Origin of the sequence: Pseudomonas sp. CFBP2511, from assembly GCF_030209255.1 — a bacterium.
GTDB lineage: Bacteria > Pseudomonadota > Gammaproteobacteria > Pseudomonadales > Pseudomonadaceae > Aquipseudomonas > Aquipseudomonas avellanae.
The window spans coordinates 28,048-53,875 of record NZ_JARVSI010000023.1 but is presented as its reverse complement, the minus strand read 5'-3'; the positions used below and the strand labels follow the sequence as shown (position 1 = coordinate 53,875).

Annotated in this window: 22 protein-coding genes; 16 read left to right on the top strand and 6 right to left on the bottom strand. The window is 58.6% G+C overall.

Features of this window, described 5'->3' with window-relative positions; genetic code table 11:
• Positions 1-43 precede the first annotated feature (43 nt).
• Both cysQ and nudE read right to left on the bottom strand, forming a co-directional pair.
• Positions 44-886, bottom strand: a complete 843-nt coding sequence (cysQ, locus tag QRN38_RS19130; RefSeq protein ID WP_057418392.1) for a 3'(2'),5'-bisphosphate nucleotidase CysQ — start codon at positions 884-886, stop codon at positions 44-46.
• Positions 883-1,449 carry an ADP compounds hydrolase NudE gene (nudE, locus tag QRN38_RS19125; RefSeq protein WP_005769875.1) on the bottom strand — a complete coding sequence of 189 codons (567 nt, stop codon included), beginning with the start codon at positions 1,447-1,449 and terminating at the stop codon, positions 883-885. Before nudE ends, cysQ begins: the two co-directional genes overlap by 4 nt.
• A gap of 98 nt (positions 1,450-1,547) precedes the next feature.
• On the opposite strand from nudE, the gene yrfG reads away from it, so the two are divergent.
• Complete coding sequence (gene yrfG, locus QRN38_RS19120; RefSeq protein ID WP_005769873.1) at positions 1,548-2,210, top strand: GMP/IMP nucleotidase; 663 nt, start codon at positions 1,548-1,550, stop codon at positions 2,208-2,210.
• A 41-nt stretch (positions 2,211-2,251) separates the two neighbouring features.
• Here the strand turns inward: yrfG and lysM are convergent, their stop codons facing one another.
• On the bottom strand, positions 2,252-2,692 hold the full coding sequence (gene lysM / locus QRN38_RS19115) for a peptidoglycan-binding protein LysM (protein WP_057418393.1): 441 nt from the start codon (positions 2,690-2,692) through the stop codon (positions 2,252-2,254).
• 151 nt (positions 2,693-2,843) lie between these two features.
• Here lysM and QRN38_RS19110 point away from each other — a divergent pair, with 151 nt between their 5' ends.
• The 4 genes from QRN38_RS19110 (at position 2,844) to QRN38_RS19095 (ending at position 7,671) form a co-directional block, all read left to right on the top strand.
• The gene (locus QRN38_RS19110) at positions 2,844-3,725 is read left to right on the top strand and encodes a LysR family transcriptional regulator (RefSeq protein ID WP_005769869.1); all 882 of its coding nucleotides are present in this window, start codon (positions 2,844-2,846) and stop codon (positions 3,723-3,725) included.
• Positions 3,726-3,827: 102 nt separating this feature from the next.
• Entirely contained in the window at positions 3,828-4,664 is an 837-nt protein-coding gene (gene fdhD / locus QRN38_RS19105; protein WP_057418394.1) for a formate dehydrogenase accessory sulfurtransferase FdhD, read from the top strand.
• Positions 4,661-6,997 carry an FdhF/YdeP family oxidoreductase gene (locus tag QRN38_RS19100; protein WP_011105470.1) on the top strand — a complete coding sequence of 779 codons (2,337 nt, stop codon included), beginning with the start codon at positions 4,661-4,663 and terminating at the stop codon, positions 6,995-6,997. The genes fdhD and QRN38_RS19100 overlap by 4 nt, the downstream gene beginning before the upstream one ends.
• 209 nt (positions 6,998-7,206) lie before the next feature.
• Positions 7,207-7,671: a glycine zipper domain-containing protein gene (locus tag QRN38_RS19095; protein ID WP_005621742.1), complete on the top strand. Its 465-nt coding sequence runs from the start codon at positions 7,207-7,209 to the stop codon at positions 7,669-7,671.
• A 58-nt stretch (positions 7,672-7,729) separates the two neighbouring features.
• Here the strand turns inward: QRN38_RS19095 and QRN38_RS19090 are convergent, their stop codons facing one another.
• On the bottom strand, positions 7,730-9,658 hold the full coding sequence (locus QRN38_RS19090) for a RecQ family ATP-dependent DNA helicase (RefSeq protein WP_057418395.1): 1,929 nt from the start codon (positions 9,656-9,658) through the stop codon (positions 7,730-7,732).
• A 180-nt stretch (positions 9,659-9,838) separates the two neighbouring features.
• Here QRN38_RS19090 and QRN38_RS19085 point away from each other — a divergent pair, with 180 nt between their 5' ends.
• The gene (locus QRN38_RS19085; protein WP_005769860.1) at positions 9,839-10,651 is read left to right on the top strand and encodes a hypothetical protein; all 813 of its coding nucleotides are present in this window, start codon (positions 9,839-9,841) and stop codon (positions 10,649-10,651) included.
• A 201-nt stretch (positions 10,652-10,852) separates the two neighbouring features.
• Here the strand turns inward: QRN38_RS19085 and QRN38_RS19080 are convergent, their stop codons facing one another.
• Positions 10,853-11,011 (bottom strand): hypothetical protein, encoded by a 159-nt coding sequence (locus tag QRN38_RS19080; protein ID WP_155520117.1) that lies wholly within the window; start codon positions 11,009-11,011, stop codon positions 10,853-10,855.
• Positions 11,012-11,270: 259 nt separating this feature from the next.
• Positions 11,271-13,436, bottom strand: coding sequence for a M48 family metallopeptidase (locus QRN38_RS19075; protein WP_057418396.1), 2,166 nt, complete (start codon positions 13,434-13,436; stop codon positions 11,271-11,273).
• Between the two features lie 707 nt (positions 13,437-14,143).
• Between QRN38_RS19075 and QRN38_RS19070 the strand changes: the two genes are divergently transcribed.
• The 10 genes from QRN38_RS19070 to icmH all read left to right on the top strand — a co-directional run bounded on the left by QRN38_RS19070 (position 14,144) and on the right by icmH (position 25,819).
• Positions 14,144-14,893 (top strand): hypothetical protein, encoded by a 750-nt coding sequence (locus QRN38_RS19070; RefSeq protein WP_005737248.1) that lies wholly within the window; start codon positions 14,144-14,146, stop codon positions 14,891-14,893.
• Between the two features lie 69 nt (positions 14,894-14,962).
• Positions 14,963-15,496, top strand: coding sequence for a type VI secretion system contractile sheath small subunit (gene tssB / locus QRN38_RS19065; protein WP_005737250.1), 534 nt, complete (start codon positions 14,963-14,965; stop codon positions 15,494-15,496).
• A 14-nt stretch (positions 15,497-15,510) separates the two neighbouring features.
• Complete coding sequence (gene tssC / locus QRN38_RS19060) at positions 15,511-17,013, top strand: type VI secretion system contractile sheath large subunit (protein WP_005737251.1); 1,503 nt, start codon at positions 15,511-15,513, stop codon at positions 17,011-17,013.
• A 27-nt stretch (positions 17,014-17,040) separates the two neighbouring features.
• Entirely contained in the window at positions 17,041-17,523 is a 483-nt protein-coding gene (tssE, locus tag QRN38_RS19055; protein WP_005737253.1) for a type VI secretion system baseplate subunit TssE, read from the top strand.
• On the top strand, positions 17,523-19,355 hold the full coding sequence (tssF, locus tag QRN38_RS19050; protein ID WP_005769855.1) for a type VI secretion system baseplate subunit TssF: 1,833 nt from the start codon (positions 17,523-17,525) through the stop codon (positions 19,353-19,355). The genes tssE and tssF overlap by 1 nt, the downstream gene beginning before the upstream one ends.
• A complete protein-coding gene (gene tssG, locus QRN38_RS19045) occupies positions 19,319-20,389 on the top strand; it encodes a type VI secretion system baseplate subunit TssG (RefSeq protein ID WP_005737255.1) in 1,071 nt (356 codons plus the stop codon). The genes tssF and tssG overlap by 37 nt, the downstream gene beginning before the upstream one ends.
• A complete protein-coding gene (gene tssH, locus QRN38_RS19040) occupies positions 20,386-22,989 on the top strand; it encodes a type VI secretion system ATPase TssH (protein ID WP_024667353.1) in 2,604 nt (867 codons plus the stop codon). Before tssG ends, tssH begins: the two co-directional genes overlap by 4 nt.
• A 24-nt stretch (positions 22,990-23,013) precedes the next feature.
• Positions 23,014-23,769, top strand: a complete 756-nt coding sequence (gene tssJ, locus QRN38_RS19035; protein WP_007246563.1) for a type VI secretion system lipoprotein TssJ — start codon at positions 23,014-23,016, stop codon at positions 23,767-23,769.
• Positions 23,766-25,109 (top strand): type VI secretion system baseplate subunit TssK, encoded by a 1,344-nt coding sequence (tssK, locus tag QRN38_RS19030; RefSeq protein ID WP_005769850.1) that lies wholly within the window; start codon positions 23,766-23,768, stop codon positions 25,107-25,109. Before tssJ ends, tssK begins: the two co-directional genes overlap by 4 nt.
• The gene (gene icmH, locus QRN38_RS19025) at positions 25,106-25,819 is read left to right on the top strand and encodes a type IVB secretion system protein IcmH/DotU (protein WP_005737260.1); all 714 of its coding nucleotides are present in this window, start codon (positions 25,106-25,108) and stop codon (positions 25,817-25,819) included. Before tssK ends, icmH begins: the two co-directional genes overlap by 4 nt.
• The last annotated feature ends 9 nt before the right edge of the window (positions 25,820-25,828 follow it).

Below are 25,828 nucleotides of genomic sequence, written 5' to 3'. Positions count from 1 at the left end.
CGCTGCGTTAACGTCGCTCTGGACGCTCCGCGTCCACTGCGTTTCAGGACTGCGCCAGCACCAGCAGTTTTTCGCGCCAGGCGGCGTTGGCGGGCAGCGCGAGGAAGAAGGGGTTGAGCAGCGATTCGCGTGCCGGGTAGCTGAATGGTTGGCCGTCCAGTTGCAGGACTGCGCCACCCGCGCCCTCAAGCACGCCTTGCGCCGCAGCGGTGTCCCATTGCGAAGTCGGGGCAAGCCTTGGGTAGCAATCGGCAGCGCCTTCGGCCAGCAGGCAGAATTTCAGCGAACTGCCGATATTGGTCAGTTGCAAAGGCCCTAGCCCGTTCGCCAGACCGGCCAGCAGGTGTTCCTGCTGCGGGCTGGTGTGGCGGCGGCTGGCGACCACGGTAAAGGTCTGCCCGTCACCCGGCTGATTACGCACGGCAATCGGCTCGACGTGATCGATATCATCGCTGCGCCACGCGCCCAGGCCTGCACCGCCGAAGTAGCAGCGGTTATTGGTCGGCATCGACACCACACCGAACACCACCCGACCATGCTCGATCAGCGCGACGTTGACGGTGAACTCTTCACTCCCTGAAATGAACTCCTTGGTGCCGTCAAGCGGGTCGACCAGCCACCAGCGTTCCCAGCTCGCACGCTCGCTGAGCGGGATGTCGGCGTCTTCTTCGGAGAGCACATGAATACCTGGATCAAGCGCCTGCAAGCCTTCGACCAGCACCTGGTGCGCAGCCAGATCGGCGGCGGTCACTGGCGAGTCATCCGTCTTGGTGGTCACCGTGACGTTGGCGCGCCAGAACGGCAGGATCACTTCCCCCGCCAGTCGTGCCAGCTCTATTACCGGGGCGAGCAATGGGTGTGTCAGGTTTTGCAAGGCATCGGTCATGGCTGGAACAGTCCACGCTGGGTCAGCAGGTCACGGGTGAGGTACAGCGCGGCCAGTGCACGGCCTTCGCTGAACTGGGCATTCTGCGCCAGGCTCGACAGCTCGCGCAGGTTGATCCGGTCAACCCGAATCGGCTCGGGCTCGTCGCCCTCCAGCCGTTCCTCGTAGAGGTCGGTGGCCAATACCACCTGAATCTTCTGGCTCATGTAACCGGGAGAGAGTGACAGTTCGGTCAGCAATTCCAGATTGTGCGCCCCGAAACCGGCTTCTTCCTTGAGCTCGCGGTTGGCGGCCTCAAGCACGTCTTCGCCCGGCTCGATCAGGCCCTTGGGCAAGGACAGCTCGTAGGCATCGGTGCCGCCGCAATACTCTTCGATCAATACCGCGTGATCGGCATCGAGCATGGCCACAATCATCACGGCACCGGGGCCCGTGCCTCGGCTGGCCAGACGCTCATAGGTCCGCTCGACGCCGTTGGCAAAGCGCAATTGCAGCTCTTCAACGCGGAACAGACGACTGCTGGCGACAATTGCGCGGGCAAGTACGGTAGGTTTCTGACGCATGACAGGCTCCTTTACATGAACGAGGTACTATACCGAGCTTTTCCCGATGTCTGTGTCGGATATGCTTGACCCGACACCAACCCCCTGACGAGGCCAGAATGCTTTCCATGCCCTGGAGCGAAATCGATACCGTCCTGCTGGATATGGACGGCACGTTGCTCGACCTGCATTACGACGAACACTTCTGGATGCAACACCTGCCGCAGCGCTATGCCGAACTTCACGGCATCAGTTTCGCGATGGCCTGGCTGGAATTGAAGCCGCTGTTTGAAAACAATGCAGGCACGCTGAACTGGTACTGCCTGGATTTCTGGAGCACTGAGCTTAAACTGTCGGTTCGCGACCTGAAACGGGAAATTGCGCACATGATTGCGCTACGTCCGGACGCCGAAACCTTTCTGGCGGCCATCAAGCAAGCCGGCAAGCGGGTGATCATGATCACCAATGCGCACCGCGACTCGTTGTCGCTGAAGATGGAGCGCATCGAGCTGGCACCTTATTTCGAGCGCCTGATCAGTTCCCACGATTATGGCTTCCCCAAGGAGAGCCAGCATTTCTGGGACGCTTTGAAAGCTGAAACCGCGTTTGATCCGGCGCGCAGCCTGTTCATCGACGACACCCTGCCGATCCTGCGCAGCGCGCGCCACTTCGGCGTCGCTCACTTGTTGGCCGTCAGCCAGCCGAACAGCCAGAAAGGCCCGAAAGACACCGAAGAATTTGCCGCCGTGGGCGACTACCGTGAGTTGATCAAGGGGTTGTGACGCCGACAGGTGCCCGCTCGAAAGTGGGCACCTGCTTCAGATCACTTGGGAATACGAAGCTTCTGGCCCGGATAAATCTTGTTTACGTCCTTGAGCATCGGCTTGTTGGCTTCAAAGATTTTCTGGTACTGATTGGCATCGCCGTACACGCGCTTGGAAATATCGCTGAGGGTGTCGCCCGGTTTCACTTCGACGTATTCGGATTCAGCAGTCTCGCCGCCCGCAACAGTCATTTGGTCGTCGACTTTATCCACGCCATGAATATTGCCCAGCGTGACGACAATCTTTTCCCTTTCCTCCTGATTGGCGACCTGGCCTTTCACGGTGACAGTACCACCGCTGACCTCAGTCTGAACATTGGGATTGCCCAGGCCCACTTCGGAGATATGCTTTTTCAATACGTCGTCTGCGTTAGCATGGTCTGGCGTCAGCGCGTCCAGAATTTTCTCGCCGGCTTCTTTGATAAAACTGATAAGGCCCATTCTCTAGATCTCCCATAGTGTGGTTCAAGGAATGTCGCTATAACTGTAGCCCTTATAAGTCAAGGGCTGCAGGCTTCCGACCAACGTTGCTCGACCATCGTTCAGCCTGAAAGCGTAGAATCGGCTGTCTGGACGGCTTACCGGAGTGCACATGGACATCAAGCAACTTAAATTTCTGATCGCCCTTGATGAAACAAGGCATTTCGGTCAAGCGGCTGCGCGCTGCAACATCACTCAGCCGACCTTGTCGATGCGCCTGCGCAACCTGGAAGAAGAGCTTGGCTTGCCGCTGGTCAACCGTGGCCAGCGTTTTGAAGGGTTTACCGCGCCGGGCGAACGCGTACTGGCCTGGGCGCGTACGGTACTGGCAGCCTATGACGGTTTGCAGGCTGAAGCCGCTGCCTGCCGCGGGCATCTGGTCGGTACGCTGCGTCTGGGCGTGGTGCCCATGTCGAGCTTCGATCCGTTGCCATTGCTGCATCGCCTGCATCAGTTGCACCCCAACCTGCGCTTTGAGCTGTCGTCACTCAGTTCCGAGCAGGTTCTGGAGCAACTGGCGAGCAATCGCATCGATCTGGGCGTCTCGTACCTGGAACGCCTGGACAGCGAGCGCTTTGACTCATTGACCCTGGACGAAACGCGCATGGGGCTGCTGTATGACCGTCGGCACTTCACGTTTGGTGATACGCCGTTGAGCTGGGCGGATCTGGTCGAATTGCCGCTGGGCACACTGACCAGCGGCATGCATTTTCGCCAATCGATCGATCACAACTTCCACAGTCGCGGCCTGCAACCCAATCCGCTGATCCAGACCGATGCCGTTCATCAGTTACTGCAGGCTGTTCATGGCGGTTTTTGTTGCGCGATCATGCCGCTGGACGGCGGCCTGGAAACGCTCACCGAACATTTGCACCTGCACCCGATTGCCGACGCCTGCACGTTGGCCCGGCTGGGCTTGATCATGCGCCGCAGTGCACCGCGTTCGGCACTGGCTGAAGCCTGCTTTGCACTGGTGGCAGAGATCCCGCGATGAAACGTTGATCGACGTCATCTATCGACGCATCAGCACTAGCGATTAGACGATACCCGGGAAGACGCCTAACCTGTAGATGTCAATCTGCCGGTATCTCAGCCCATGCACGTCACGCGCAAGGTCAGCTCGGTGCCCGTTTCCGCGCCAGCCCCCGAAGCAAGCCAGAATTACAGCTACTCGAATCTCGAGGGGCAGGATTGCGCACGCAACGCGCTTGCTGAAGAAGTGGCACTGGCCATTGCCTACAACGGCATCAGCCAGGCGGTCATGCTGGTCAGCCCCACCGATCTTGAAGACTTTATCGTCGGTTTCAGCCTGGGCAGCGGCATCATTGCCTCACGCGATGAAATCTACGACTTCACGCTCAGCGGCTGTGGTTCGGCGATGCAGGCCGAGGTCGAAATCGCCAGCCGGGCCTTCTGGGACCTCAAACAGCAACGGCGACAACTGGCCGGCACCAGCGGCTGCGGATTGTGCGGTGTCGAGGCGGTCGAGCAGGCGCTGCCGGAGCTGAATATATTACCCGGTGCGCCTTTGCCGCCGATTGAATGGCTGGAAGGCCTGCGCCAGCGCATCGGCGAATTCCAGCCGCTTGGCCGCCACTGTGGCGCGGTGCATGCCGCGGTCTTCATGGACAACACCGGTCAGTTGCTGCTGGGCCGCGAAGACATCGGCCGCCATAACGCGCTGGACAAGCTGATCGGCGCGCTTATCCGCCAGGACATTCCCATGACCGGCGGCGTGGCGATTGTGACCAGTCGCTGCAGCCTGGAACTGATTCAGAAAGTATTGCGCGCCGGCATTCAGACCCTGGTCAGTCTGTCCTCGCCCACCGGACTTGCCCTGCAATGGGCTCGCCGTCACAACCTCAATTTAATCCACCTGCCGCAGCACAGTGCGCCGCGGGTCTATAGTCCTGCGATGGAGATTCAAGCGTGAGCATTCATCATCAAGCCGACAAGACACCTACACCCCGTTATAAGCCCTACAAAGGTGCGGCGGGCGGCTGGGGCGCACTGATCAGCGTGACGCAGGCCTGGCTGGGCAGTGACAACGCGCTGAAGAACCTGCGCATGATGCTCAAGACCAATCAGAACGGCGGGTTCGACTGCCCGGGCTGCGCGTGGGGCGACTCGCCGGAAAGCGGCATGGTCAAGTTCTGCGAGAACGGTGCCAAGGCGGTCAACTGGGAAGCCACCAAACGCCGCGTCGATGCAGGCTTCTTCGCACGCTACAGCGTCAGCGCGCTGCTGGAACAGAGCGATTACTGGCTTGAGTATCAGGGTCGCCTGACCGAGCCGATGGCTTACGACGCAGAAACCGACCGTTACAAACCCATCAGCTGGGACAGCGCGTTTGCGCTGATCGCCAAGCACCTGAAGAACCTGCCCAGCCCGAACATGGCCGAGTTCTACACCTCGGGTCGTGCGAGCAACGAAGCGGCGTACCTGTATCAACTGTTCGTGCGTGCCTACGGGACCAACAACTTCCCGGACTGCTCGAACATGTGCCACGAGGCCAGCGGCGTTGCCTTGTCGCAAAGTGTCGGCGTGGGCAAAGGCACCGTGACCTTCGAGGATTTCGAACACGCTGACGCTATTTTCGTCCTCGGCCAGAACCCCGGCACCAACCACCCGCGCATGCTTGAGCCGCTGCGTGAAGCGGTACAGCGTGGCGCGCAGGTGGTGTGCGTCAACCCGCTGAAAGAGCGTGGGCTTGAGCGTTTCCAGCATCCGCAACACCCGGTCGAGATGCTCACCAATGGTGACCGTCCGACCAACACGGCCTACTTCCGTCCTGCGCTGGGCGGCGACATGGCGCTGTTGCGCGGCATGGCCAAGTTCCTGCTGCAATGGGAGCGTGATGCACAGCTGGCCAATGAACCGTCGGTTTTTGATCACGCATTCCTTAATGAACACACCGAAGGCGTTCTCGAATACCTGGCGGCCATTGATGACACGTCCTGGGACGGGATTGTCGAGCAGTCCGGTCTGACCCTGGCTGACATCGAGCAATCGGCGCGCATGTATGCCAAGGGCAAGAACGTCATCATGTGCTGGGCGATGGGCATCACCCAGCACCGCCACTCGGTCGCGACCATTCAGGAAATCGCTAACCTGATGCTGCTGCGCGGCAATATTGGCCGTCCGGGTGCTGGCCTTTGCCCGGTCCGTGGCCACAGTAACGTGCAGGGCGACCGCACCATGGGCATCAACGAGCGCCCACCGGTGTTCTTCCTGGATGCACTGGAAAAACGCTTCCAGTTCAAAGTGCCGCGCGACAATGGCCACAACGTGGTCGAAGCCATTCATGCCATGGCCGAGGGCCGCGCCAAGGTATTTATCGCGCTGGGTGGCAACTTCGCCCAGGCGACGCCGGACAGCCATCGCACCGCCGAGGCACTGAGCAGTTGCGATCTGACGGTACAAATCAGTACCAAACTCAACCGTAGCCACCTGTTCCACGGCAAAGACGCGTTGATTCTGCCGTGTTTCGGTCGCACCGACATCGACATCCAGGCCAATGGGCCGCAAGCAGTCACCGTGGAAGACTCGTTCAGCATGGTGCATGCGTCCAACGGCCAGTTGCAGCCGTCTTCGAAGCAGATGCGTTCGGAGCCAGCGATCATTGCCGGCATTGCCAATGCCACACTGGGCAAAACGCCTGTGGACTGGCTGTGGCTGGTTGAAGACTACGACCGTATTCGCGACCTGATCGCCGACACTATTCCAGGCTTCAAGGACTTCAACGAGCGCGTCAAGAACCCGGGCGGCTTCTACCTGGGTAACGCAGCCGGTTCCCGTCGCTGGAACACGGCCTCGACTCGCGCCAACTTCAAGTCCAATGCGCTGCCGTTGAACCTGATCCATGAAGACATCAGTTCGACCGGGCAGATACCAGATCTGATCATGCAGTCGATGCGCTCCCACGATCAGTACAACACCACCATTTATGGCCTGGACGACCGTTATCGCGGTGTGAAAGGTCAACGTGACGTGCTGTTCGTCAACGAAGCAGACATCATTCGTCTTGGCTTCCAGCCAGGTCAGAAAGCTGACTTGATCTCGATCTGGAGCGACAACCGCGAGCGTCGCGTCAAAGGCTTCACGCTGTTGCCGTTCGATATTCCGGCGGGCCAGGCTGCGGCTTACTACCCGGAGGTCAACCCGCTTGTGCCACTGGAAAGCGTCGGCGCCGGCAGCAGCACGCCAACGTCGAAGTTCGTGGCCATTCGCCTTGAGCGTTCGGCAGAGTCGGCGCGGATTATCTAAGCCGGTAAAAAACGCCCATGAAAAAAAGCCCGTCTCTCTCGAAACGGGCCTTTCACAAGTAACCTGAGACTGTCTTTCCCGACTTAAGTTCCTTAGCCAAAACAATAACTTAGCAAGTTGTGTTGCAATCGTGTTACTCGTCGGATTTACATTGCTACGTTCTTCACTTGACACCAAGATCGCGCCGTCATCCTTATGAGATTCCATACATGAAGTATTCCTCGATACTGTTGTTGTCTCTTACCTTGATCAGCGGCGCCGCCTCGGCAGGCAACCTTGAGTCAGGCGTAGGCGGAGCATTGGGTGGGGTACTCGGCTCGGTCGTCGGTCAACAGATCGGCGGCAGCACCGGTTCTGCGATTGGCGCAGGCGTAGGTGGCGCAGCCGGCGGTGCGGTCGGTGCAGATCGTCGCAACCGCACAGAAGCCGCTATTGGCGGTGGCCTGGGCGCAGCAGGCGGTAACGTGCTGGGCCGCAGCGTTGGCGGCAACACCGGCAGCCTGGTCGGTTCAGCAGTCGGTGGCGGCGGCGGTGCCGCACTGGGTAATTACATGGGCAACGAAAGCCGTAGTGATGATCGTCGCTATCGCGGCGACCGTGATGATCGCCGTGAGTACCGTGGTCATGGCAAACGCAACAAGCACTACGGACATCGCCGTCACGGTCGCGATTGACCTGATAGCTATCGACTGATGTATCAAAACCGGCCGCTTTCGAGCGGCCGGTTTTCGTTCAGAGCATCCCCTGCACCCACGCCCTGACCTGCGCATACGGATAATCCTCGAGCACGGCAAAACCTCTGGTGGCGCGGGCCTTGAGCTTGGTAAACAACGGTACGCTAATGCCGCACAAAAAACGGGTCAGACACTCTGCGCTGGGTGGCTGGCCGGTGTAGTCCTGGTGCTTGTGGATAAACTCGCCACACAGTTGCTGACAGTCCCGGCTCGGTAGCGGTTCAAGCTCGGGCGGTTCAGGCAGGTGGGCGACCTGGCCGTGGCAGACCGAACAATGCCCGCAAAGCTCAGGGGCATTATGATCGCCGAAGTAGCGCGCCAGCCGATGAGTCAGGCACTGGTCGCTGGAGAACACTTTAAGCATTGCATGAATGCGCGCCACTTCCGTGGCTTCGTGGTGGGCGAAATACTCGTACAGCTCGGTACTCAGGGCCTGCAGGTCAAAATCGCTGCGCAGCAGGCTGTACACCTCGGTCGTCTGCTTGCTTTCAAGCTCGATCCAGCCCTTCTCTTGAAAGTAATCCAGCGCCTTGACCACTCGCCCGCGCTCGGCACCGTATTGCTGGTACATCGCGTCGAAGTTGACCGTCGCCCAGGTCCGCGCCCGGCTGGAGGTGTCGATCAGCGCCTGAACAAATTCACGCCGCTCGCCTTCAAAGCGCGCCATCAGGTCGTGCGGCTGGAGCATGAACTTGAAACGGTACTCGGCGAAGTAGGAGTAACGTGACGCAATGAGCCCGCGCAGCTCCAGTTGCACCAGCAATGTTTTCAGCGGCAGTTGGCGAATGTTGCCAAGATCGCCCAACGGCCCGAGCAGAAACTCCCATTGCCCGTCGTGGCGCGCGCCGAGCAGGTCTTCCAGCACACGCGCAATTCCCTCGCGCTCCGGCGTATCGCCGTACACAAAGTTTTCCAATACGTTGAGGCTGTCGCGATTGGCCAGCACCAGGCAATCGGAAGCGGCACCGTCGCGCCCTGCCCGTCCGATTTCCTGGCTGTAGTTCTCGATGGATTTAGGCAGGTCGAAATGCACCACGTTGCGAATGTCGCTCTTGTCGATGCCCATCCCGAACGCGATGGTCGCCACGATGCAATTGAGGCTGCCGCCCATGAAGCGCTTCTGGATGGATTCGCGCTGATCCGTAGGCAGCCCGGCGTGGTAGGCGCTGGCAGGCAGACCGTTCTGTTCAAGGTGCGCGGCGATGTATTCGGCGGTTTTTTGCAGGGTCACGTAGACAATGGTGGGCTGCCCCTGCCGCTCATGGAGCCACTCGACCAGGCGCTGCCTCTTGTCACGCCCGCTGACCGGCTCGACCCACAGGTGCAGATTGGCGCGGTAGAAACCGGTGGTGATTACATCTTCAGGGGCGATGGCGAATTTATCCTGCATGTCGATAATGACTTGCGGCGTCGCAGTCGCCGTCAGCAGCAGGGCTTGAGGGATGTTGAATTCGCGCTGGTAATCCGGCAGTTTCAGGTAATCGGGCCGAAAGTTATGCCCCCATTCCGAGATACAGTGCGCTTCATCGACAACCAAAAGGGAAATCGGCACCTGAGCGATGAAGTTACGGAAGCGCTCATTCTTGAGCCGCTCGACCGAGATCATCAGGATTTTCAGTTCCCCGGAGCGCGCCCTGGCCATGACGTCCGCGACATCATCCCGGCTCTGCGCCGAATCGATGCTCGCCGCCGAAATGCCATGCCGATGCAGAAAGGCAAGCTGATCCTGAATCAGCGCCAGCAACGGTGAAACCACCAGCGTTAAATGCGGCAACATCAACGCAGGCAATTGGTAACATAGCGACTTGCCTGAGCCGGTCGGAAAGATCGCCGCAGCCGAGCGCCCGGCCAGCACGGCACTGATTGCAGCCTCTTGGCCCGGCCGGAACTGCGTGTAACCAAAAACCTGCTCAAGACGCTGATGCATGTGCGGTCCTTTCATAGCCAATCAAAACGGCCCCAACCTTAGCGCGACAGGTTCAATGCATACAGCGCCAAAGCGTTACAGAAACACGATGCACAGCCGATAGAATTGAAATTTGACGCCCGCTGCGTTCGTCAGCAGACGCAGCACTTACCTTCACATGACGCTTGATCTGGAGCAGGAATGGAATCCACACAGCAACCCGAGGACGACGGGATTATCCGTATCCAGCGGCTCGTACCCGGCCAGGTTGACGTCGTTCTGGGTTCGCATCCAAGCCGCCAACGCAAGGTGCGACCGCGTCCTTATGGCCTGTGGCTGGCCGGGCTGATTGTTGCCGGATGCCTGGCAGGGCTGGTGGCCTCTCAGGTGCGAGGCCCGAAGGCCGCGCCGCTGCCGCTGGTCGAACAGCCAGCGGTCGAAGCCCAGACACCTGCGATCGACAGCGAACCGGCAGCGCCCTCAGCTGCCGCGCCAAGCACGTTGAACCGAACATCGGACCTCATGCCCGTCGCTGCAACCCAGGAGCAGCCAGCTACTGTGCAGCCGCTGGATAATTGCATGAAGAACGGCAACGTCATCGATGAGAGCGTATTGAACTGCCGGTTTGGCCAGGTCCCTCGCCCGGCTCAGACGGAACCGGCGAAAGGCATGGTGTCGGCAGACTACATGGCCGACTTCAAGGCCAACGCTGCGCGCAGCACGGCGCGTTCGTCCAGGCCGTACAGCGTCGCGACGGTCTCCATTCGCGAATGGGACGGTCGCAATCGCTACCGCGCGCAATGGCGCGTCTACGGCAACACCATCGATGGCGACAGCGTTTGCGAGAACTTCGCCGTTCGCTCGCTGGAACGACGCGAGTGCCGCAAGGCCGCTCAGGTCAATTTCAAAGAGGAATGCCGGGAGTGGACCAAACGTGCGGCGCGCAACCGCGACGAAGAGAGCAAAAACGCCGAGCAGCGTTATTGTGAAGTGGCGGCGACCTTCTCGCCCTGATCGTCCTGAGAAACACCCAAACCCCTACAGGCTGGCGCTTTCAGCGACTCAAGACCGGGTTTCGGCACGCAAATACATGGCTGAATGCCACACACGTATAGCGAAAGGCTTACACGCCGAATAGCACATTGGCTATTTGCCACCCCTCACAAGAGCCGTAATATTGGATCCAACAACTGGTGAACAAGGAGTTCACCAGGATCAGGGACGATCGACCATCGCCGGGAAGGCAGCCGACAGGGAGTTGGAATGGTCTTGGTACAAACCCGCTTCGGCGGGTTTTTTATTGCCTGCGTTTTTTGCTGTCGACAAACCTGCAAGATGCAAAATCTTCCTGACGCCAAAATACTTGCCCGCCACCCATACGCGCCGGATCGAATTAGCGAGGTATAGCGAAAGGCTTACACGCGATCGAGGAACTTGGCTATTTCCGACCCTGTGCGCTACGCATAAGATTGGATCCATCAAGTGGTGAACAGGGAGTTCACCAGGATCAAGGATGATCGACCATCGCCTCGGAGGCGGCCGACAGGATGTCGGGATGGTTCTTGGAAAAACCCGCTTCGGCGGGTTTTTTGTTGTCTGCAGGAAAGTCGGGCGGTTACATCGCCCTTATCGTCTACGCCTTCTCGAAACGCTGCTGCAGCAAGTGCCGCGCGACGCCTGCGTTCACATAATCTGCGATCAGTGGGCCCAGTTCGTCGGGTGTGAGCTTTTTGCCATGGCGGCAAAACTGCGCCAGCATCAGAACGACACGACGTTTTTTCTTGAAAACTCTCGCGTTTGGTACAGACAACGAACGTGACGCCCGCTCAGGCAAGGGTGCATCGTCTTCCAGGTGCAGGGTCAAAAACGTCCCGTAGGCTATGTGCAGCTCGAAATCTGCGATGTCCTTGATAGGAACGGGAGACTTCAGGTTCGCGAACACGAAGTGATCCGGGGTGAGTACCAACGCGGCCTTGTCGGCCCGCAGACACAGACGCAGGACGGCCGGCAGCAGGATGAGCATGAGCAAGGTCAGGACGCTGCCGGCAATCAGCAGGTGGTTTCGCTTTTCTGTCATCGTCGGCGGAAATGACAGCCACTGGGCCAGCAGAAAAATACCCAGCGCCAGTAAGGCGCCAATAAACAGGGTTAACAAAACCCCCCGCAAACGAGCGCCTTCATGCAAGACAACATCACCGGTGACGGCGTTGGCACGCGTGCGCAGTTCACTCACCAGTTCGGCATCATGCGCGACCTGATGACTCATGAAGTCCTCGGTGAGACGAGTGCGCAACACTTGAGGGTTGATGAAGTAGTGATCCATCGCGGCGCAGGCCTGAGCTGCAACAACAGGTCGTGTGCCTGTGCGGATCGCCTCGTCGGCAGCAACCTGCAACGCGGCCACACGCTCACCGTTGGAAGGATGCGTGTCCGAAGGGTGCGGTAACTGAATGGCCATTTCTTGTTCAGGCAGCGTCAGCGTCTGATCGGCCAGGTCATGCAGCACACTGGTCGGCAGGTCCTTGGTGAGCACCTGCCCGGGCTCTGGATTGGCGGCATACGTAATATGCTTGTAAACACGCTCTTGCAGCAGTGGATCAATGGCCGAGATACGCACCAGCGCCGAGGCTGCCGCCGCATTGCCGGCCAGGCTCGCACCGGCTGCATCGGCCGCCAGTTCACGTACGCGGCCCCAGTGATTCACCGCATGATCGAAGCTTTTCATAAAGTAAATGCCCAGTATGAATGCCGGGCGCATGATGGTGCGCTGCAGCAAACCGCTGAAAATCATGTTTTCCGCGATCACGCCCAAGCTGCGCCCGATGCCATCGTAGATCGGCAGAAAGCGCAGGCTGTATTCGGTGTCCTCGCCGGCAAAGTGCGCCAGTTCGTGCCCGATCACCGCACTGGTTTCGGCAGCATCGATCAACCCCAGATACATGATGGGCACATGCAGCGTACGTCCCTTGAGGGCGGCTTCGGACGGCAGAAGAGAGACGTCGCTCGAGGTGACATAAAAGCCTTCGGTCATGCCCAGCACGATGTGATCCGGCGACAGCGCGCCGAGCCGCTCGGCCAGGTCACGAACATAAGCCCAGAGCACCGGAGCCTCGTCGGGCGTCACTTCGCGCCCCATAACCTGCATCGCGGTGGGTTCGAACATGCGCAGCATTACGCGCAACTGCTTACCCATCTGCCAGATCGAATACAGGCACGCCGCGACCAGCATCAGCACCACGATGATAAATTTGAGTTCGCCCGCCGACATCCGCCCCAGATGCCACATCCCCAAGGCTTCAAAACTGAGGATTACGGACACTGCTGCGCCCACCGCAACAATATGCCCCACTAAAACGAAGGGCAGAATGCGACTGACCCGGCTGAAGGTGTGCAGCAATCGCTCGCGGGAATGGAGCGCGCGCGAGCCAGCCCACTTGAGGCCTGCAAGCCCGACACCGCCGACCAGTGCAGCCAGCAGACTCAGCGCAATGACAGCCCGGGCCAGCCAGGTGGTCACGTTGCCCAGCACCAGCACAGTGCCGAATCCCTCTTCTGCTTTTGCGAGACGAGACAAGGCCATCGAGATACTGAGATTTTCTCCGTCTACCTCGATCGTCCGCGTAAGAGCGCTGGGCGATCTGGCGAGTTTTTCCAGATAGGGACGGGCATGCACAAGGTCGGCCTGAATCTCATTCAGGCGCTGCGTGTTGTCGACACTGCGCTGCAACTGCCAGACACCCACAAGGTTCAGTCCCAGAGGCAGCAGAATGAGTACAGCAATGAGCTTGTAGATTTTCATGAGGCAGGCTCAAGAAGTGCGTCGCCGCTGGCTGTCCTTAGCGCGCACAGGGTCCATGAGACAAAACGCCGGAGGCGATTGCGTGCAGGCGCATGCCTGTTGCATGGGTGCAAAACGGTGCTGCGCTGGCGGCGTTATACCGCGATATTCATGAGGATGTAACAGGATCGTTCATCTGACCGACTGAAAATCACTCGACCGCGCGATCTGTGCGATCAAAAAACGCGCAATGCCATCATTATTTCAGGGCCCGGAAAAATCTGCTCACACTAATGAGTCGTGATTTAAAGGCGACGCAGCGCTGTAAGACGGGCAAATCAATTCATCTTTTTAAGCTTAATTACAGCGCTGACCGGATCCAAATAAAACGATCAAGCCCTTTGAAATCAATGGCTAGCGCTATATGAGAGGCACAATTCAAACCAGTGATGGCTCATAGGCATCATTGCTTAGTGTAACAAAACCGAGAAAATAACCACCGTCTGTAGGAACTTTCCTACCAAAAGTACTGCCATAGACCACATTGCTGGCTATACGATACCTATATGCCAGCATTCAATCCTCCCTCATTGTGGCGGCGCGTTTTGCACTGATTCGCTCGTCAAAACCACATTGTGAGCAGGTGTGTAGTCGAGAAACTCGTAACCCTTCCCCGTCCCCGGTCTGATCCGGGAAGCGGTCGTGAAGGGTTCAAGGACGATGTACCGATGACTCAGACGTTCGATATAGAAGCATTGATCAAGCTGCGTAAGCAGACGCGCGCTATTTCAGACGCGCTCAAGGTGCAGGCGTCCGACTACCTGTCGACCCTGGCGTTGCTGATACGCCCGCAGACATTCTTCGGTGAATACCTGCAGGGCGCGCAACGCAGCAGCGGTCGCGAGACTCAGCACCACTTCAAGGAGCTCAAGGAGCTCTATGACCGCATTGCATCGGCAGAGCCGTTCAAGCTGGTCAATGAACTGGAAGTGCCGCTGAACCTGATCAGCACCACGCCCGAGCTGTTCCCGCTCGAATACGACATGGTTCTGTCACAAAGCGGGCAGACCATTCGCATCACCAGCCCGGTGCGCTGGGTCGTGGGCTTCAACTCGTTCGATCTGGCGCAGTTTCGCCGGGTGATCAAAGACCCGAACCGCAGCAGCGCCGAGCTGTATCGCTACGTTGTGCATTATCTGGTGCTGTTCTACTGCCTCAGCAAATCACCCGGTATGAGCCGCCTGTTTGAAGGGCTGCGTTTTCCGGTCAGTTTCGAGCGTTTGAAAGACTTCGGCGATCTGCCGTTTTGCGTGATCAGCTCACCGGTGCGCTCCGAGCTGCCGGATGAGTCGGTCATTCGCAACAGCACGCAAATCGCAGGCAATACAAGCTTCGAAGAGTTGGTCGGACACGAAAATATTCTGGAAATGAACGATGAAATCCGTCAGCGCCTTTTGCTGACGATTGAAGGACTCTAATCGCGCCTGGCCTGCATCAGGCCCGGTACGCAAACGACTTGCAGCGAGTTGCTCGCACAGGAGATGACGATGGCGAAGAAGGAAAGTACCCAGCACAAACTTGACCGCGTTCGCGCGCCTCGGGTCCATATCACCTATGACGTGGATATCGGTGATGCTCAGGAAAAGAAAGAGCTGCCATTCGTTGTAGGCGTTTTGGGTGATTTCTCCGGCAACCCGCTGGAGCCGCTGCCCAAGCTCAAGGACCGCAAGTTCATCTTCATCGATCGCGACAACTTCAATGGCGTTCTCAAAGGCATCAAGCCGCGCCTGTCCTATCGCGTCGACAATACGCTGGCCAAGAACGGCACCCAGCTCGGTGTCGAGCTGAACTTCAATGCGCTGGAAGACTTCGAGCCACAGAACGTGGTGCGTCAGGTCGAGCCGCTGCGCAAGCTGCTGGAAGTGCGCAACAAGCTGGCTGACCTGCGCAACAAGATGGGCGGCAACGACAAGCTTGAAGAGCTGCTGATGGACGTGCTGCAGAACACTGAAAAGCTCAAAACCCTGGGCAAGGAATTCGGCCGTGAAGCCGCCGTTCCTGCCACCGACAGTAAAGAGTAAGGAGGAGCCTGACGATGACCGATAAGCAAACCGTGACTCAGCAGGACGCCGCTCTGGTTGAAGTTGAAAACTTCGCCCCGCAATCCTCCCTGCTCGACAGCATCATTTCCGAAAGCCGCGTTGCGCGCTCCGAAACCGAGCGTACCCGTACCCGCGACCTGATCGGCGAACTCGTGGCCCAGGTGCTGGAAGGCGAAATGACGCCGAGCAAGGACCTGATCGCCGTGCTCGACGCACGTATCGCCGAAATCGATGCGATGCTCTCCGAACAGATGAACGAGATCATGCACGCTCGTGAGTTCCAGCAGCTGGAAGCCTCCTGGCGCGGCCTGAAATATCAGGTTGACCAGACCGAGACCAGCACCACGCTGAAGATTCATTTGCTCAACGCATCGAAAAAAGACCTGGTCCGAGACCTAAAGGCCTCGTCCGAATTCGACCAGAGCGCGCTGTTCAAGAAGATCTACGAAGAAGAGTACGGGACCTTCGGTGGTGCGCCGTTCGGTATGTTGCTGGGTGACTACGAGTTCAACCGCAGCCCGGAAGACATGTACCTGCTCGAAGAGATCTCCCACGTTGCAGCAGCAGCTCACGCGCCGTTCATTTCGGCAGCATCGGCTGAACTGTTCGGCTGGGACTCGTTCACCGACATGGCCGGCCCGCGCGACCTGGCGAAGATCTTCGACACCGTCGAATACGCCAAATGGAAGTCGTTCCGCGCCTCCGAAGACTCCCGTTACGTCGGCCTGACCCTGCCTCACGTGCTGGGTCGCCTGCCTTACGGCCCGGATACCACGCCGGTCGAAGAATTCAACTTCGTTGAAAGCGTCGATGGCCGTGACCACAACAAATACCTGTGGATGAACGCTGCCTACGCACTGGGCACTCGCGTGACCGACGCATTCTCCCGCTACGGCTGGTGCGTGGCGATTCGCGGTGTCGAAGGCGGTGGTCTGGTCGAAGGCCTGCCGACTCACACCTTCAAGACCGATGACGGCGAAATCGCGCTCAAATGCCCGACTGAAATTGCTATCACCGACCGTCGTGAAAAAGAGCTGTCGGACCTGGGATTCATTCCTCTGGTGCACTGCAAAGGCACTGACTACGCCGCGTTCTTCGGCACGCAGTCAACCCAGAAGCAGAAGCATTACAACACCGACATTGCCAACGCCAACGCTCGTCTTTCGGCGCAACTGCAGTACATCTTCGCGACCTCGCGTATCGCTCACTACATGAAAGCGATCATGCGCGACAAGATCGGTAGTTTTGCGTCCCGTAAGGACGTCGAGCTGTTCCTCAACAAGTGGCTGTCCAGCTACGTGTTGCTCGATGACACCGCCAGTCAGGAAGCCAAGGCCAAGTTCCCGCTGCGTGAAGCGCGTGCCGAAGTCTTCGAAGTACCTGGCAAGCCCGGCGTCTACAAGGCTGTGACTTACCTGCGTCCGCACTACCAACTGGATGAACTGACCGCTTCGCTGCGTCTGGTCGCCGAATTGCCGCAATCAACTCGCGGCTAACATCCATCGCTTAGCCAGGGAGGCAACATGAGTAGCCAACACAAGCTGTTGCCTTCATTGCTGGATCGATTGCTCGACGACCGTCCGCATCAGTCCACGGAATCGTCATCACAGCGCCTTTGCTCGCTGGCCGATTACAAGGCCAGCATCGTCCGTGACCTCGAGATTCTGGTGAACACTCGCCAGTCTCTGGTCGCGGGCGAGCTGGAAGGTTTCGCCAATCTGAGCGGCACCATCCTCGACTACGGCATGCCCGACTTCACCAGTAGAAGCGTGCTCGACCCACAGGACCGTCTGCTGATCCAGCGTCAGCTGGAAAAGGCGATTTCGGTGGGAGACCAACGCTTTCAAAGCGTGAAAGTCCAGTTACTTGCACAACAGACCGGCCAACGCATGCTGACTTTTCGTGTGGACGCAGTACTGCGCCTGCAGGACATTTCGCGTCAGGTTTCTTTTGACGCCGTGCTGCAGGTCAACACTCAGGAATACAAAGTGCAGAACCTCAACTGATGCTCGACGATCTGCTGCCCTACTACGAGAAAGAACTCTCGCACCTGCGCTTTCTGGGCCAGGAATTCGCCGCTCAATACCCGAAGATCGCTTCGCGGCTTCTGATTGAAGGTGATAACTGCGAGGACCCGCACACCGAGCGCCTGATCGAGGCGTTCTCGTTCCTGTCTGCGCGTGTGCACAAGAAACTCGATGATGAGTTTCCTGAAATCGTCGAGTCGTTTCTGGAGGTGCTGTACCCGCACTACCTGCGCCCTACCCCCTCGATGTCGATTGTCGAGTTCAACATGGGCAAGCAGGAAAAGGTCACCGAGTCCTATCGTGTGGCCCGACACACCGAGCTGCATGCCACTGCGGTAGACGGCATCGTGTGCAAATTTCGTACGTGCTACCCGGTCGAGATGTGGCCGATTGCAGTACAAAGCGCTTCGTTCATCGAAATGGAGCGCTCGGCGTTCAACGGCCACAGCGCGGACCTGATTGCGCGTCTGCGCATTGGTCTGGGCGCCACCTCCGATGTGCTGTTCGGCAAGATGGAGATGGACAGCCTGCGCTTTTTCCTTGATGGCGAAAGCACGTTGATGCATCAGCTGTACGAGCTGCTGTTCAACAATCTGGCCAAGGCCACTTTGTCTTTTGAAGACGAAGGGCGCATGCGTGAAGTAGTGCTGCCTGCCGGAGCCCTGAAGTCTGTTGGCTACGGCCTGGATGAGGGCTTGGTGGATTACTCGGAACGCTCGTTTCTGGGCTATCGGTTGCTGCACGAATACTTCACCTTCCCGGACAAGTTCATGTTCTTCGATCTGTCGGGCTTTGCGCGCATTCTGGCGAACAAAGAGATCGCCAAAGTGGAAATCAACTTCTACTTTTCCGACTACGACCTGACGGATCGTCTCGCACGTCTGACCCAGAACATCGGCCGTAACAATTTCAAGCTTAACTGCACGCCGATCATCAACCTGTTCCGCCAGCAGGCCGAGCCGATCAAGCTGACCCACGTGCAGCACGAATACGCAGTAACGCCGGACGTGCGCCTGCAAAGCTCCGCCGAAGTGGTGTCGATCGATCGCGTGCGCCGGGTGAAAAAAATCAACGGCAATGATCAGGTCGGCACCTGCCATCCGTTCTTTGAGCCTCGCGGTGATCAAGGCCCTGGGCAGAGTTTCTGGATCGCCCGTCGACGCCCCACGCAAAGCCGGCAAAGCGATGGCTCGAACATGTTCATTCGTGTCGTGGACCGTGATCTGGAACTGATGGGCTCCAACAACGACACACTGAGCATTCGGCTGACCTGCAGCAATCGGGATTTGCCGCTGATGCTGCCTTTTGGCGGTGAGCGCGGGGATTTCAACATTCCGTCCAACTCGGTGATCAAGGACATCCGCTGCCTGCGCAAACCGACTGCCACGGTGCGCGTGCCACTGGGCAACGGGGTGATCTGGCGTCTGATTTCCCACCTCTCGCTCAACCATATGTCGCTGGTTTCAAAGGGGCGCGAAGTGCTGCTGGAGCTGCTCTCGCTTTACAACTACCGCAACGTGTCGGCGATCCGCAAACAGATCAACGGGATTGTCTCGGTCACCAGCGAACCGGTGGTGGCGCGTATCGGCCACCCACGTCCGAACTTTGTGCGCGGCGTCGGCATCACGCTGAAATTCGATGAAAGCCAGTACACCGGCAGCGGCGTGTTCATGTTCGGCATGGTGCTCGACCACTTTTTTGGCCAGTACTGCTCGATGAACAGCTTTACCCAATTAACCCTTCGCACCTTGCAGCGCGAAAAGAGAGTGGTCCAATGGCCCCCGCGAACAGGCGATCAACCCCTGGTCTGATTGACCAGGCAAGGGCTGAGCCGTACCGATTCGAATTTTTCCAGTTGGTGCGTTTGCTTCGCCTGCACTACAGCAGGAACGGCCGCATGGACCTGGAAACCAGGCCGCATGAGGACCCTTTGCGCTTTCGTTCGCAGTTGTCGCTCAACTTCCCGGCCAGTGAAGTCAGCGATTTGCAGTTCGAGCGCGAAGGCAAAGTCTCGGCGGCCGGTTTGCCGCTGTCCGAGGTGCAGGTCACGTTCATGGGGCTGGTCGGGCCGTCCGGCGTGTTGCCACGTCCGTACACCGAACTGCTGATTGATCGGCATATCCAGTATCGGGATGACGCTGCGCATGCGTTTCTGGATATTTTTTCGCACCGCATGACCTCGCTGTTTTACGAAGCGTGGCAGAAGTACAAGTTTTACATCGAGTACGAGCGTAGCGGCACCTCGAACTTTGATCGCTATCTGCTCAACCTGGTGGGTTTCGGTCCCGAAGCACTGAAACGCAAGTTCGATCAGGGCGAGTCGCCGTTGCGGCGCGAACTGTTCAGCTACTTCTCGGGGATGTTTGCCCAGAAGCCGCGCAATGCTTTGAACCTTGAGGTCATGCTGAGTTTTTACTTCTCGCTGCCTTTCAAGATCCAACAGTTTGCCGGGCGCTGGTTGAAGCTCGACAGCGGTCAGTGCACACAGTTGGGCCGCAAGAACGCCGTGCTGGGGCAAAGCGCCGTGGCCGGCAATCGCGTCTGGGATTACCAGTCGTGCGTGCGTATTGAAATGGGTCCTCTGGAACTGGCCGACTACCAGCGTTTTCAGCCAGGCACCAAGGACTACCAGAAGCTTGTTGAACTGGTGCGTTTTTACATCGGCGCAGAACTGGACTTCCAGATTGCCCCGAAGCTCAAACGCGAAGCTGTACCCGTGGCCCGTCTGGGTCGCCAAGGCAATGTATCGCTGGGCTGGCTTGGCTGGCTCAAACGCCCCGGTGTCGACGTGGAGCCTTCCCGTTGCGCCGTTTTTCATATTCCTTTTGATGGGGTCTCCCTGTGAACCTGAAGTCCCTGTTTGCCAAGCTGAACGAAACGAGCCGCACGGCCACCGAAAGCGCTGCCGCGCTGTGCCTGTCGGAAAACCATTACGACGTTGAGGTCGAGCATTTGCTGCTGCAATTGCTCGACAACAATGACAACGACCTGCCGGTGATCCTGCGTCACTACGATGTGGTACCTGATCGCCTGCAAGCGCAGTTGGTCACCTCGCTGGGGACGTTCAAAAAGGGCAATACACGGACGCCCGCGCTCTCGCCGCACATCACCCGTATGATTGAACAGGCCTGGGTGCTGGCGTCGATCGAGTTCGGCCAGGCACAGATCCGCACCGGCCACCTGATTCAGGCTTTGCTGGATGACGATGCCCTGCGTCGCGTGGTCATCGGTTCGGCCCCGGAGCTGGAGAAAATCAACGCAGACGATCTGCGCCTGAATATGAGCGCGCTGGTCGAAGGCAGCCCCGAAACGAAGCTGAGCAAGCCGCTGGCAAACGCCGACGCCAGCACCGGCGCGGTCACCAAAGGCAACGGCAAGACGCCAGCCCTGGACCAGTACACAGTCAACCTGACCCAAAGCGCTCGTGACGGGCGCATTGATCCGGTGCTGGGACGTGAATTCGAAGTGCGGCAAATGGTCGACATCCTGACCCGCCGCCGCCAGAACAACCCGATCCTGACCGGTGAAGCGGGCGTTGGTAAAACAGCGGTGGTCGAAGGTCTGGCCCTGCGTATCGTGCAGGGCGACGTGCCGTCGGTCCTCAAGGGCGTTGCCATTCACACGCTGGATCTGGGTTTGCTGCAAGCCGGTGCCGGGGTCAAGGGCGAGTTCGAAAACCGCCTCAAGTCGGTCATCGAAGAAACCAAGCGCAGCCTGCATCCGATCATTCTGTTCATCGACGAAGCCCACACCCTGATCGGTTCGGGTGGGCAGGCTGGGCAGAACGACGCCGCCAACTTGCTCAAGCCTGCCCTGGCGCGTGGCGAACTGCGCACCATCGCTGCCACCACCTGGGCTGAGTACAAAAAGTATTTCGAGAAAGACGCCGCATTGGCGCGTCGCTTCCAGGTCGTGAAAGTTGAAGAGCCTGACGAAGACAAAGCCATCCACATGCTTCGCGGGTTGCTGGCGAAGATGCAGGAACACCACAAGGTCACGGTGATGGACGAAGCGCTGGTGCAGGCCGTACGCCTGTCCAACCGCTACATCACCGGCCGCCAGTTGCCGGACAAAGCCGTCAGCGTGCTCGATACAGCCTGTGCACGTGTTGCTCTGGGCCAATCGGCGCAGCCAGGCGCGCTGGAAGACTGCAAGCGTCACATCGATAACCTGAATGCAGAAATCGCCGTACTGGAGCAGGAAACCGCCAAAGGCAGCGATCACGCCCGCCGTCTGACCGCCCTGCATGAAGAGCTGAAAGCCGAACAGGCCACTCGCGAGTCGCTGGAACAACAGTGGAAGCGCGAGCTGGAACTGGTCGAGAAGCTCGGTGCGCTGAGCATTCCGGAAAGCGGCGCACCTGACGCCGAACAGATCGCCGCCGTGCGCGCCGAACTGGCCAGCGTTCAGGGCGAGCAGCCATTGGTTCACGCACTGGTGGACGGTGGCACGATTGGCGAAGTGATTTCCGGCTGGACCGGTATCCCGCTGGGCAAGATGCTGCGTGACGAGATCGACACCGTGCAAAGCCTGCCTGCGCTGCTGGGCGAACGCGTGCTGGGCCAGGACCACGCACTTGAAGAGATCGGCAAGCGCATCAAGATTTCCCGCGCGCGCATGGAAGACCCGAACAAGCCGATTGGTGTGTTCCTGTTACTCGGCCCAAGCGGCGTCGGCAAGACCGAAACCGCGCTGGCGCTGGCCGATACCCTGTATGGCGGCGAGCGTAACGTCATCACCATCAATATGTCCGAATACCAGGAAGCCCACACGGTCTCCAGCCTGAAAGGCTCGCCACCGGGTTACGTCGGTTATGGCGAAGGTGGCGTGCTGACCGAAGCCGTGCGCCGCAAGCCTTACAGCGTGGTGTTGCTCGACGAAGTGGAAAAAGCCCACCCGGACGTGCTCGAACTGTTTTTCCAGGTGTTCGACAAGGGTGTTCTGGACGACGGCGAAGGTCGCGAGATCAACTTCCGCAACACCGTGATCATCCTCACCTCCAACACCGGCACCGACCGCATCATGCAGTGGTGCCTGAACACCGAGCCCAAGCCGACACCCGATGACATCGTGGAAGGCCTGCGCGACGAGCTGAATCAGGTGTTCAAACCAGCGTTCCTTGGCCGTCTGACCATCGTGCCGTACTACCCGGTGCAGGATGCCATCCTGGAGCGCATCGTCGGCCTGAAAATGGAGCGTATTCGCAAGCGTTTCGAGCGCAATCACCAGGCGGTGCTGCGTTACGACGAAGCGCTGATCAAGGCTATTGCTTCGCGCTGCACGGAAGTCGACAGCGGCGCACGCAACATCGACAACATTCTGTCCAAGACCCTAATGCCGGAACTCGCCCAGCGCGTGCTGGAGCGGATGGCGCAGGACAAACCGATTCAGAGCCTGACCATCGACCTGGGCAGTGACGGCGACTTCGCCTACACCCTGACCTGATCGATAACCCAAAGGTAAGACGTGATGACTAAAAGACTTCAAGGCCATTGTTCCTCGAAGCCAGCCTTGGCAAGGTGCCTGGCTGTTCTGGCAATGATGATGGCGCTGTCCGCCTGTGGCGTGACAGACCGTGTCGCCAAGCGCATGGATGACACCTGGGCTGGCGACATGATGTTTGGTGACAACGAAAAAGTCATCCTGACGACTGACGGCGGCAACCAGCTCAACCCCGATGAGTACGGCAAGCCGCTGTCGGTGGTGGTGCGCGTTTATCAACTGGCGTCTCTTGAGCGCTTCGAGTCGATCAATGCCGACAGCCTCTGGGATGACCCGCAAAAGGCCCTTGGCAACACGCTGGTCGAGAGCAAAGAGCTGATTCTGTTGCCAGGCATCGGTCAGACCGATCAATGGCCATTGAACCCAAATGCCTCCTACGTGGGCATCGCGGCGTTTTTCCGCACCGACGAGAACAGTCGCTGGAAGGTAGCGTTCGATGCCAACACGCTGCGCAAGGACGGCATCTGGTTCTCGTCCGACGGCGTGCGTGTGCTGGTGGACAACAACTACATCCTCGCCGTGCGCGGTGTGGATGTATTGAATCGGCTCAAGACTGAAGAGCAGTTCACAAAATCCAATTCGATGCCGGAAAAACCCGCAGATAAAAGCCTGACCGACCGCGTGCAGGATGCAGCCGTCCAGCAGGTGCAGGACTCGGCCGGCAGTGCTGCGAAAAAGGCAGCGGACTCTCAATTCAATTCTCTGTTGGAAGGCGCCAAATGAGTAAACAAAGCCGCGTGATGTGGTCGGAAGGCATGTTCCTTTTGCCACAACATTTCCAATATCAGGATGAGTTTCATCAGCACCAGCTTGCTGAATCGACCCTGCGCAGCACACCTTTTCATTGGGGCGTGCAAACGCTGGAAGTCGACGTGGAGGCGCTGGCGACCGGTTCCCTGCAACTGAAGCGTCTGAAGCTGGTGTTCCCGGATGGCAGCCTTTATGACGCACCGCAGCACGACCCGCTACCGGCCGCGCGCGACCTGAAAAACCTGATCAAAGGCGCAGAGATCAAAGTCTACGCCGCGCTGAAACTGCCTGAACCGTTTGGCCTGAACTACATCGAAGACGGCCAGGAACAGAAGAGTGCCCGTCGCTTCCGCAAACAGTTCGACACGCTGCCGGACCTCAACGAAGGCGATCTTGAAAACGAGATCACCAGTCTGCGCCTGAACGTGGTGATGCTGGTCGATGGCGACAACCTGGACGGTTACAGCTACTGCCCGATTGCGCGGCTGGCGCGCAATAACATCGGTGGCTTCAACCTCGATGCGCACTTTGTCCATCCGACCCTGCACGTGGGCACCCACGAGACGCTGATCGGTATAGGCAGGCGTCTGATCAGCGTGTTGCAAGCCAAGAGCAAGGCGCTTTCGGGCCGCCGCCGCGAGCGTGCAGACCAGATTGCAGAGTTCGGTTCCAGCGACGTTACATTGTTCTGGCTGTTGAACACGATCAATCGCGCGTACCCGCAACTGGCCCATCTGCTGGCGCATCCACGGCTGCACCCGGAGCGTCTGTATCTGTTTTTGGCGGAACTGGCCGGTGGTCTGCTGACGTTCTCGATGGACACTGAGCTCACTGACATCCCGGATTACGATCATCAGGACCCGGCAGCTTCGTTGGTAAAGCTCGACGATCTGGTTCGCCTGATGCTTGAAAACGTCATCCCGAACCAATGCATCGTCATCAACCTGAGCCAGGAAAGACCTTCGTACTGGCAAGGCCGATTGCTCGACCCGCGCCTCACCGAGGCCGATTTCTATCTTTCGGTGCACGCTGACATGCCTGGTTCCAGTCTGCTTGAACTGGTGCCGCGCGCCTTCAAAGTGGGCTCGCCGGAAGACATCGAGGTGGTCGTCAACAGCGCCATGCCGGGCGTTACGCTGAACCACTCGACACGTCTGCCAAACGCAATTCCGGTGCGCCTGGACAACCATTATTTCTCCATCGAGCCACACGGCCGGGTGTACGAGCGAATGATGGAAGCACAGGCCATTTCCTTCTACGCGCCCAGCGCGTTTACCAATCTCAAGCTTGAACTGTTGGCGGTGCTGAAATGACTGAAGCCGTGATGCAAGGTGCCGCTGCGGCCGCAACCGAAAAACCTACGCTCAAAGACCTGGTGCGCGACTTCATCACCATGGCGCTGATTGTGCGTCGCGGTCGCCAGTCGACCTCGGTCACGGCTTTCGAAGCCAGCGTCGACACCTTTTTCGCCAACCTGGAGCGGCAGGCCCGCAACGCCAACTACAGCGTCGATCAGGTCAAGGACACGCAATACGCGCTGTGTGCGTTTCTGGATGAAAGCGTGCTGCGTTCCGGCGATAACGACATGCGTCGCCACTTTGAAATGGAGCCATTGCAGTTCCGCTATTTCGGCGTTCACCTGGCGGGCGAAGGCTTCTACGAGAAGATCGAGTTGCTGCGCGCCGACGTGAAGAAAAACCTTGATGTGCTTGAGGTGTATCACCTGTGCCTGGCGCTAGGTTTTGAAGGCAAATTCGGCCTCGGTCAAAAGGATCAGTTGCGCTATCTGGCCAATACCCTGGGCCAGGACATTGCCCGGCATCGCAAGACGCCCAAGGCACTGTCACCGGACTGGGCGTTGCCTGATCAGGTTTCCCAGATGCTTCGCCATGAAGTGCCGGTCTGGCTTTATCTGGTGCTCATTGCGCTCGTGTGCCTGGGTGTCTATCTGACACTGGACTGGTTGCTGGGCAAAGACGTGGCCGCGTTGGCCGAACACATCAGCCAACTGTTCAATGCTTGAGCCACGATC

Excerpts from the sequence above, each read along its gene's own strand:
- tssE (WP_005737253.1), top strand. The coding sequence starts at position 17,041 with ATGAGTAGCCAACACAAGCTGTTGCCTTCATTGCTGGATCGATTGCTC.
- tssK (WP_005769850.1), top strand. The coding sequence starts at position 23,766 with ATGAGTAAACAAAGCCGCGTGATGTGGTCGGAAGGCATGTTCCTTTTG.
- tssG (WP_005737255.1), top strand. The coding sequence starts at position 19,319 with ATGGCCCCCGCGAACAGGCGATCAACCCCTGGTCTGATTGACCAGGCA.
- nudE (WP_005769875.1), bottom strand. The coding sequence starts at position 1,449 with ATGCGTCAGAAACCTACCGTACTTGCCCGCGCAATTGTCGCCAGCAGT.
- tssC (WP_005737251.1), top strand. The coding sequence starts at position 15,511 with ATGACCGATAAGCAAACCGTGACTCAGCAGGACGCCGCTCTGGTTGAA.
- QRN38_RS19085 (WP_005769860.1), top strand. The coding sequence starts at position 9,839 with ATGGAATCCACACAGCAACCCGAGGACGACGGGATTATCCGTATCCAG.
- QRN38_RS19095 (WP_005621742.1), top strand. The coding sequence starts at position 7,207 with ATGAAGTATTCCTCGATACTGTTGTTGTCTCTTACCTTGATCAGCGGC.
- tssF (WP_005769855.1), top strand. The coding sequence starts at position 17,523 with ATGCTCGACGATCTGCTGCCCTACTACGAGAAAGAACTCTCGCACCTG.
- QRN38_RS19090 (WP_057418395.1), bottom strand. The coding sequence starts at position 9,658 with ATGCATCAGCGTCTTGAGCAGGTTTTTGGTTACACGCAGTTCCGGCCG.
- cysQ (WP_057418392.1), bottom strand. The coding sequence starts at position 886 with ATGACCGATGCCTTGCAAAACCTGACACACCCATTGCTCGCCCCGGTA.
- tssB (WP_005737250.1), top strand. The coding sequence starts at position 14,963 with ATGGCGAAGAAGGAAAGTACCCAGCACAAACTTGACCGCGTTCGCGCG.
- QRN38_RS19075 (WP_057418396.1), bottom strand. The coding sequence starts at position 13,436 with ATGAAAATCTACAAGCTCATTGCTGTACTCATTCTGCTGCCTCTGGGA.
- lysM (WP_057418393.1), bottom strand. The coding sequence starts at position 2,692 with ATGGGCCTTATCAGTTTTATCAAAGAAGCCGGCGAGAAAATTCTGGAC.
- QRN38_RS19110 (WP_005769869.1), top strand. The coding sequence starts at position 2,844 with ATGGACATCAAGCAACTTAAATTTCTGATCGCCCTTGATGAAACAAGG.
- fdhD (WP_057418394.1), top strand. The coding sequence starts at position 3,828 with ATGCACGTCACGCGCAAGGTCAGCTCGGTGCCCGTTTCCGCGCCAGCC.
- icmH (WP_005737260.1), top strand. The coding sequence starts at position 25,106 with ATGACTGAAGCCGTGATGCAAGGTGCCGCTGCGGCCGCAACCGAAAAA.
- yrfG (WP_005769873.1), top strand. The coding sequence starts at position 1,548 with ATGCTTTCCATGCCCTGGAGCGAAATCGATACCGTCCTGCTGGATATG.
- QRN38_RS19070 (WP_005737248.1), top strand. The coding sequence starts at position 14,144 with ATGACTCAGACGTTCGATATAGAAGCATTGATCAAGCTGCGTAAGCAG.
- tssJ (WP_007246563.1), top strand. The coding sequence starts at position 23,014 with ATGACTAAAAGACTTCAAGGCCATTGTTCCTCGAAGCCAGCCTTGGCA.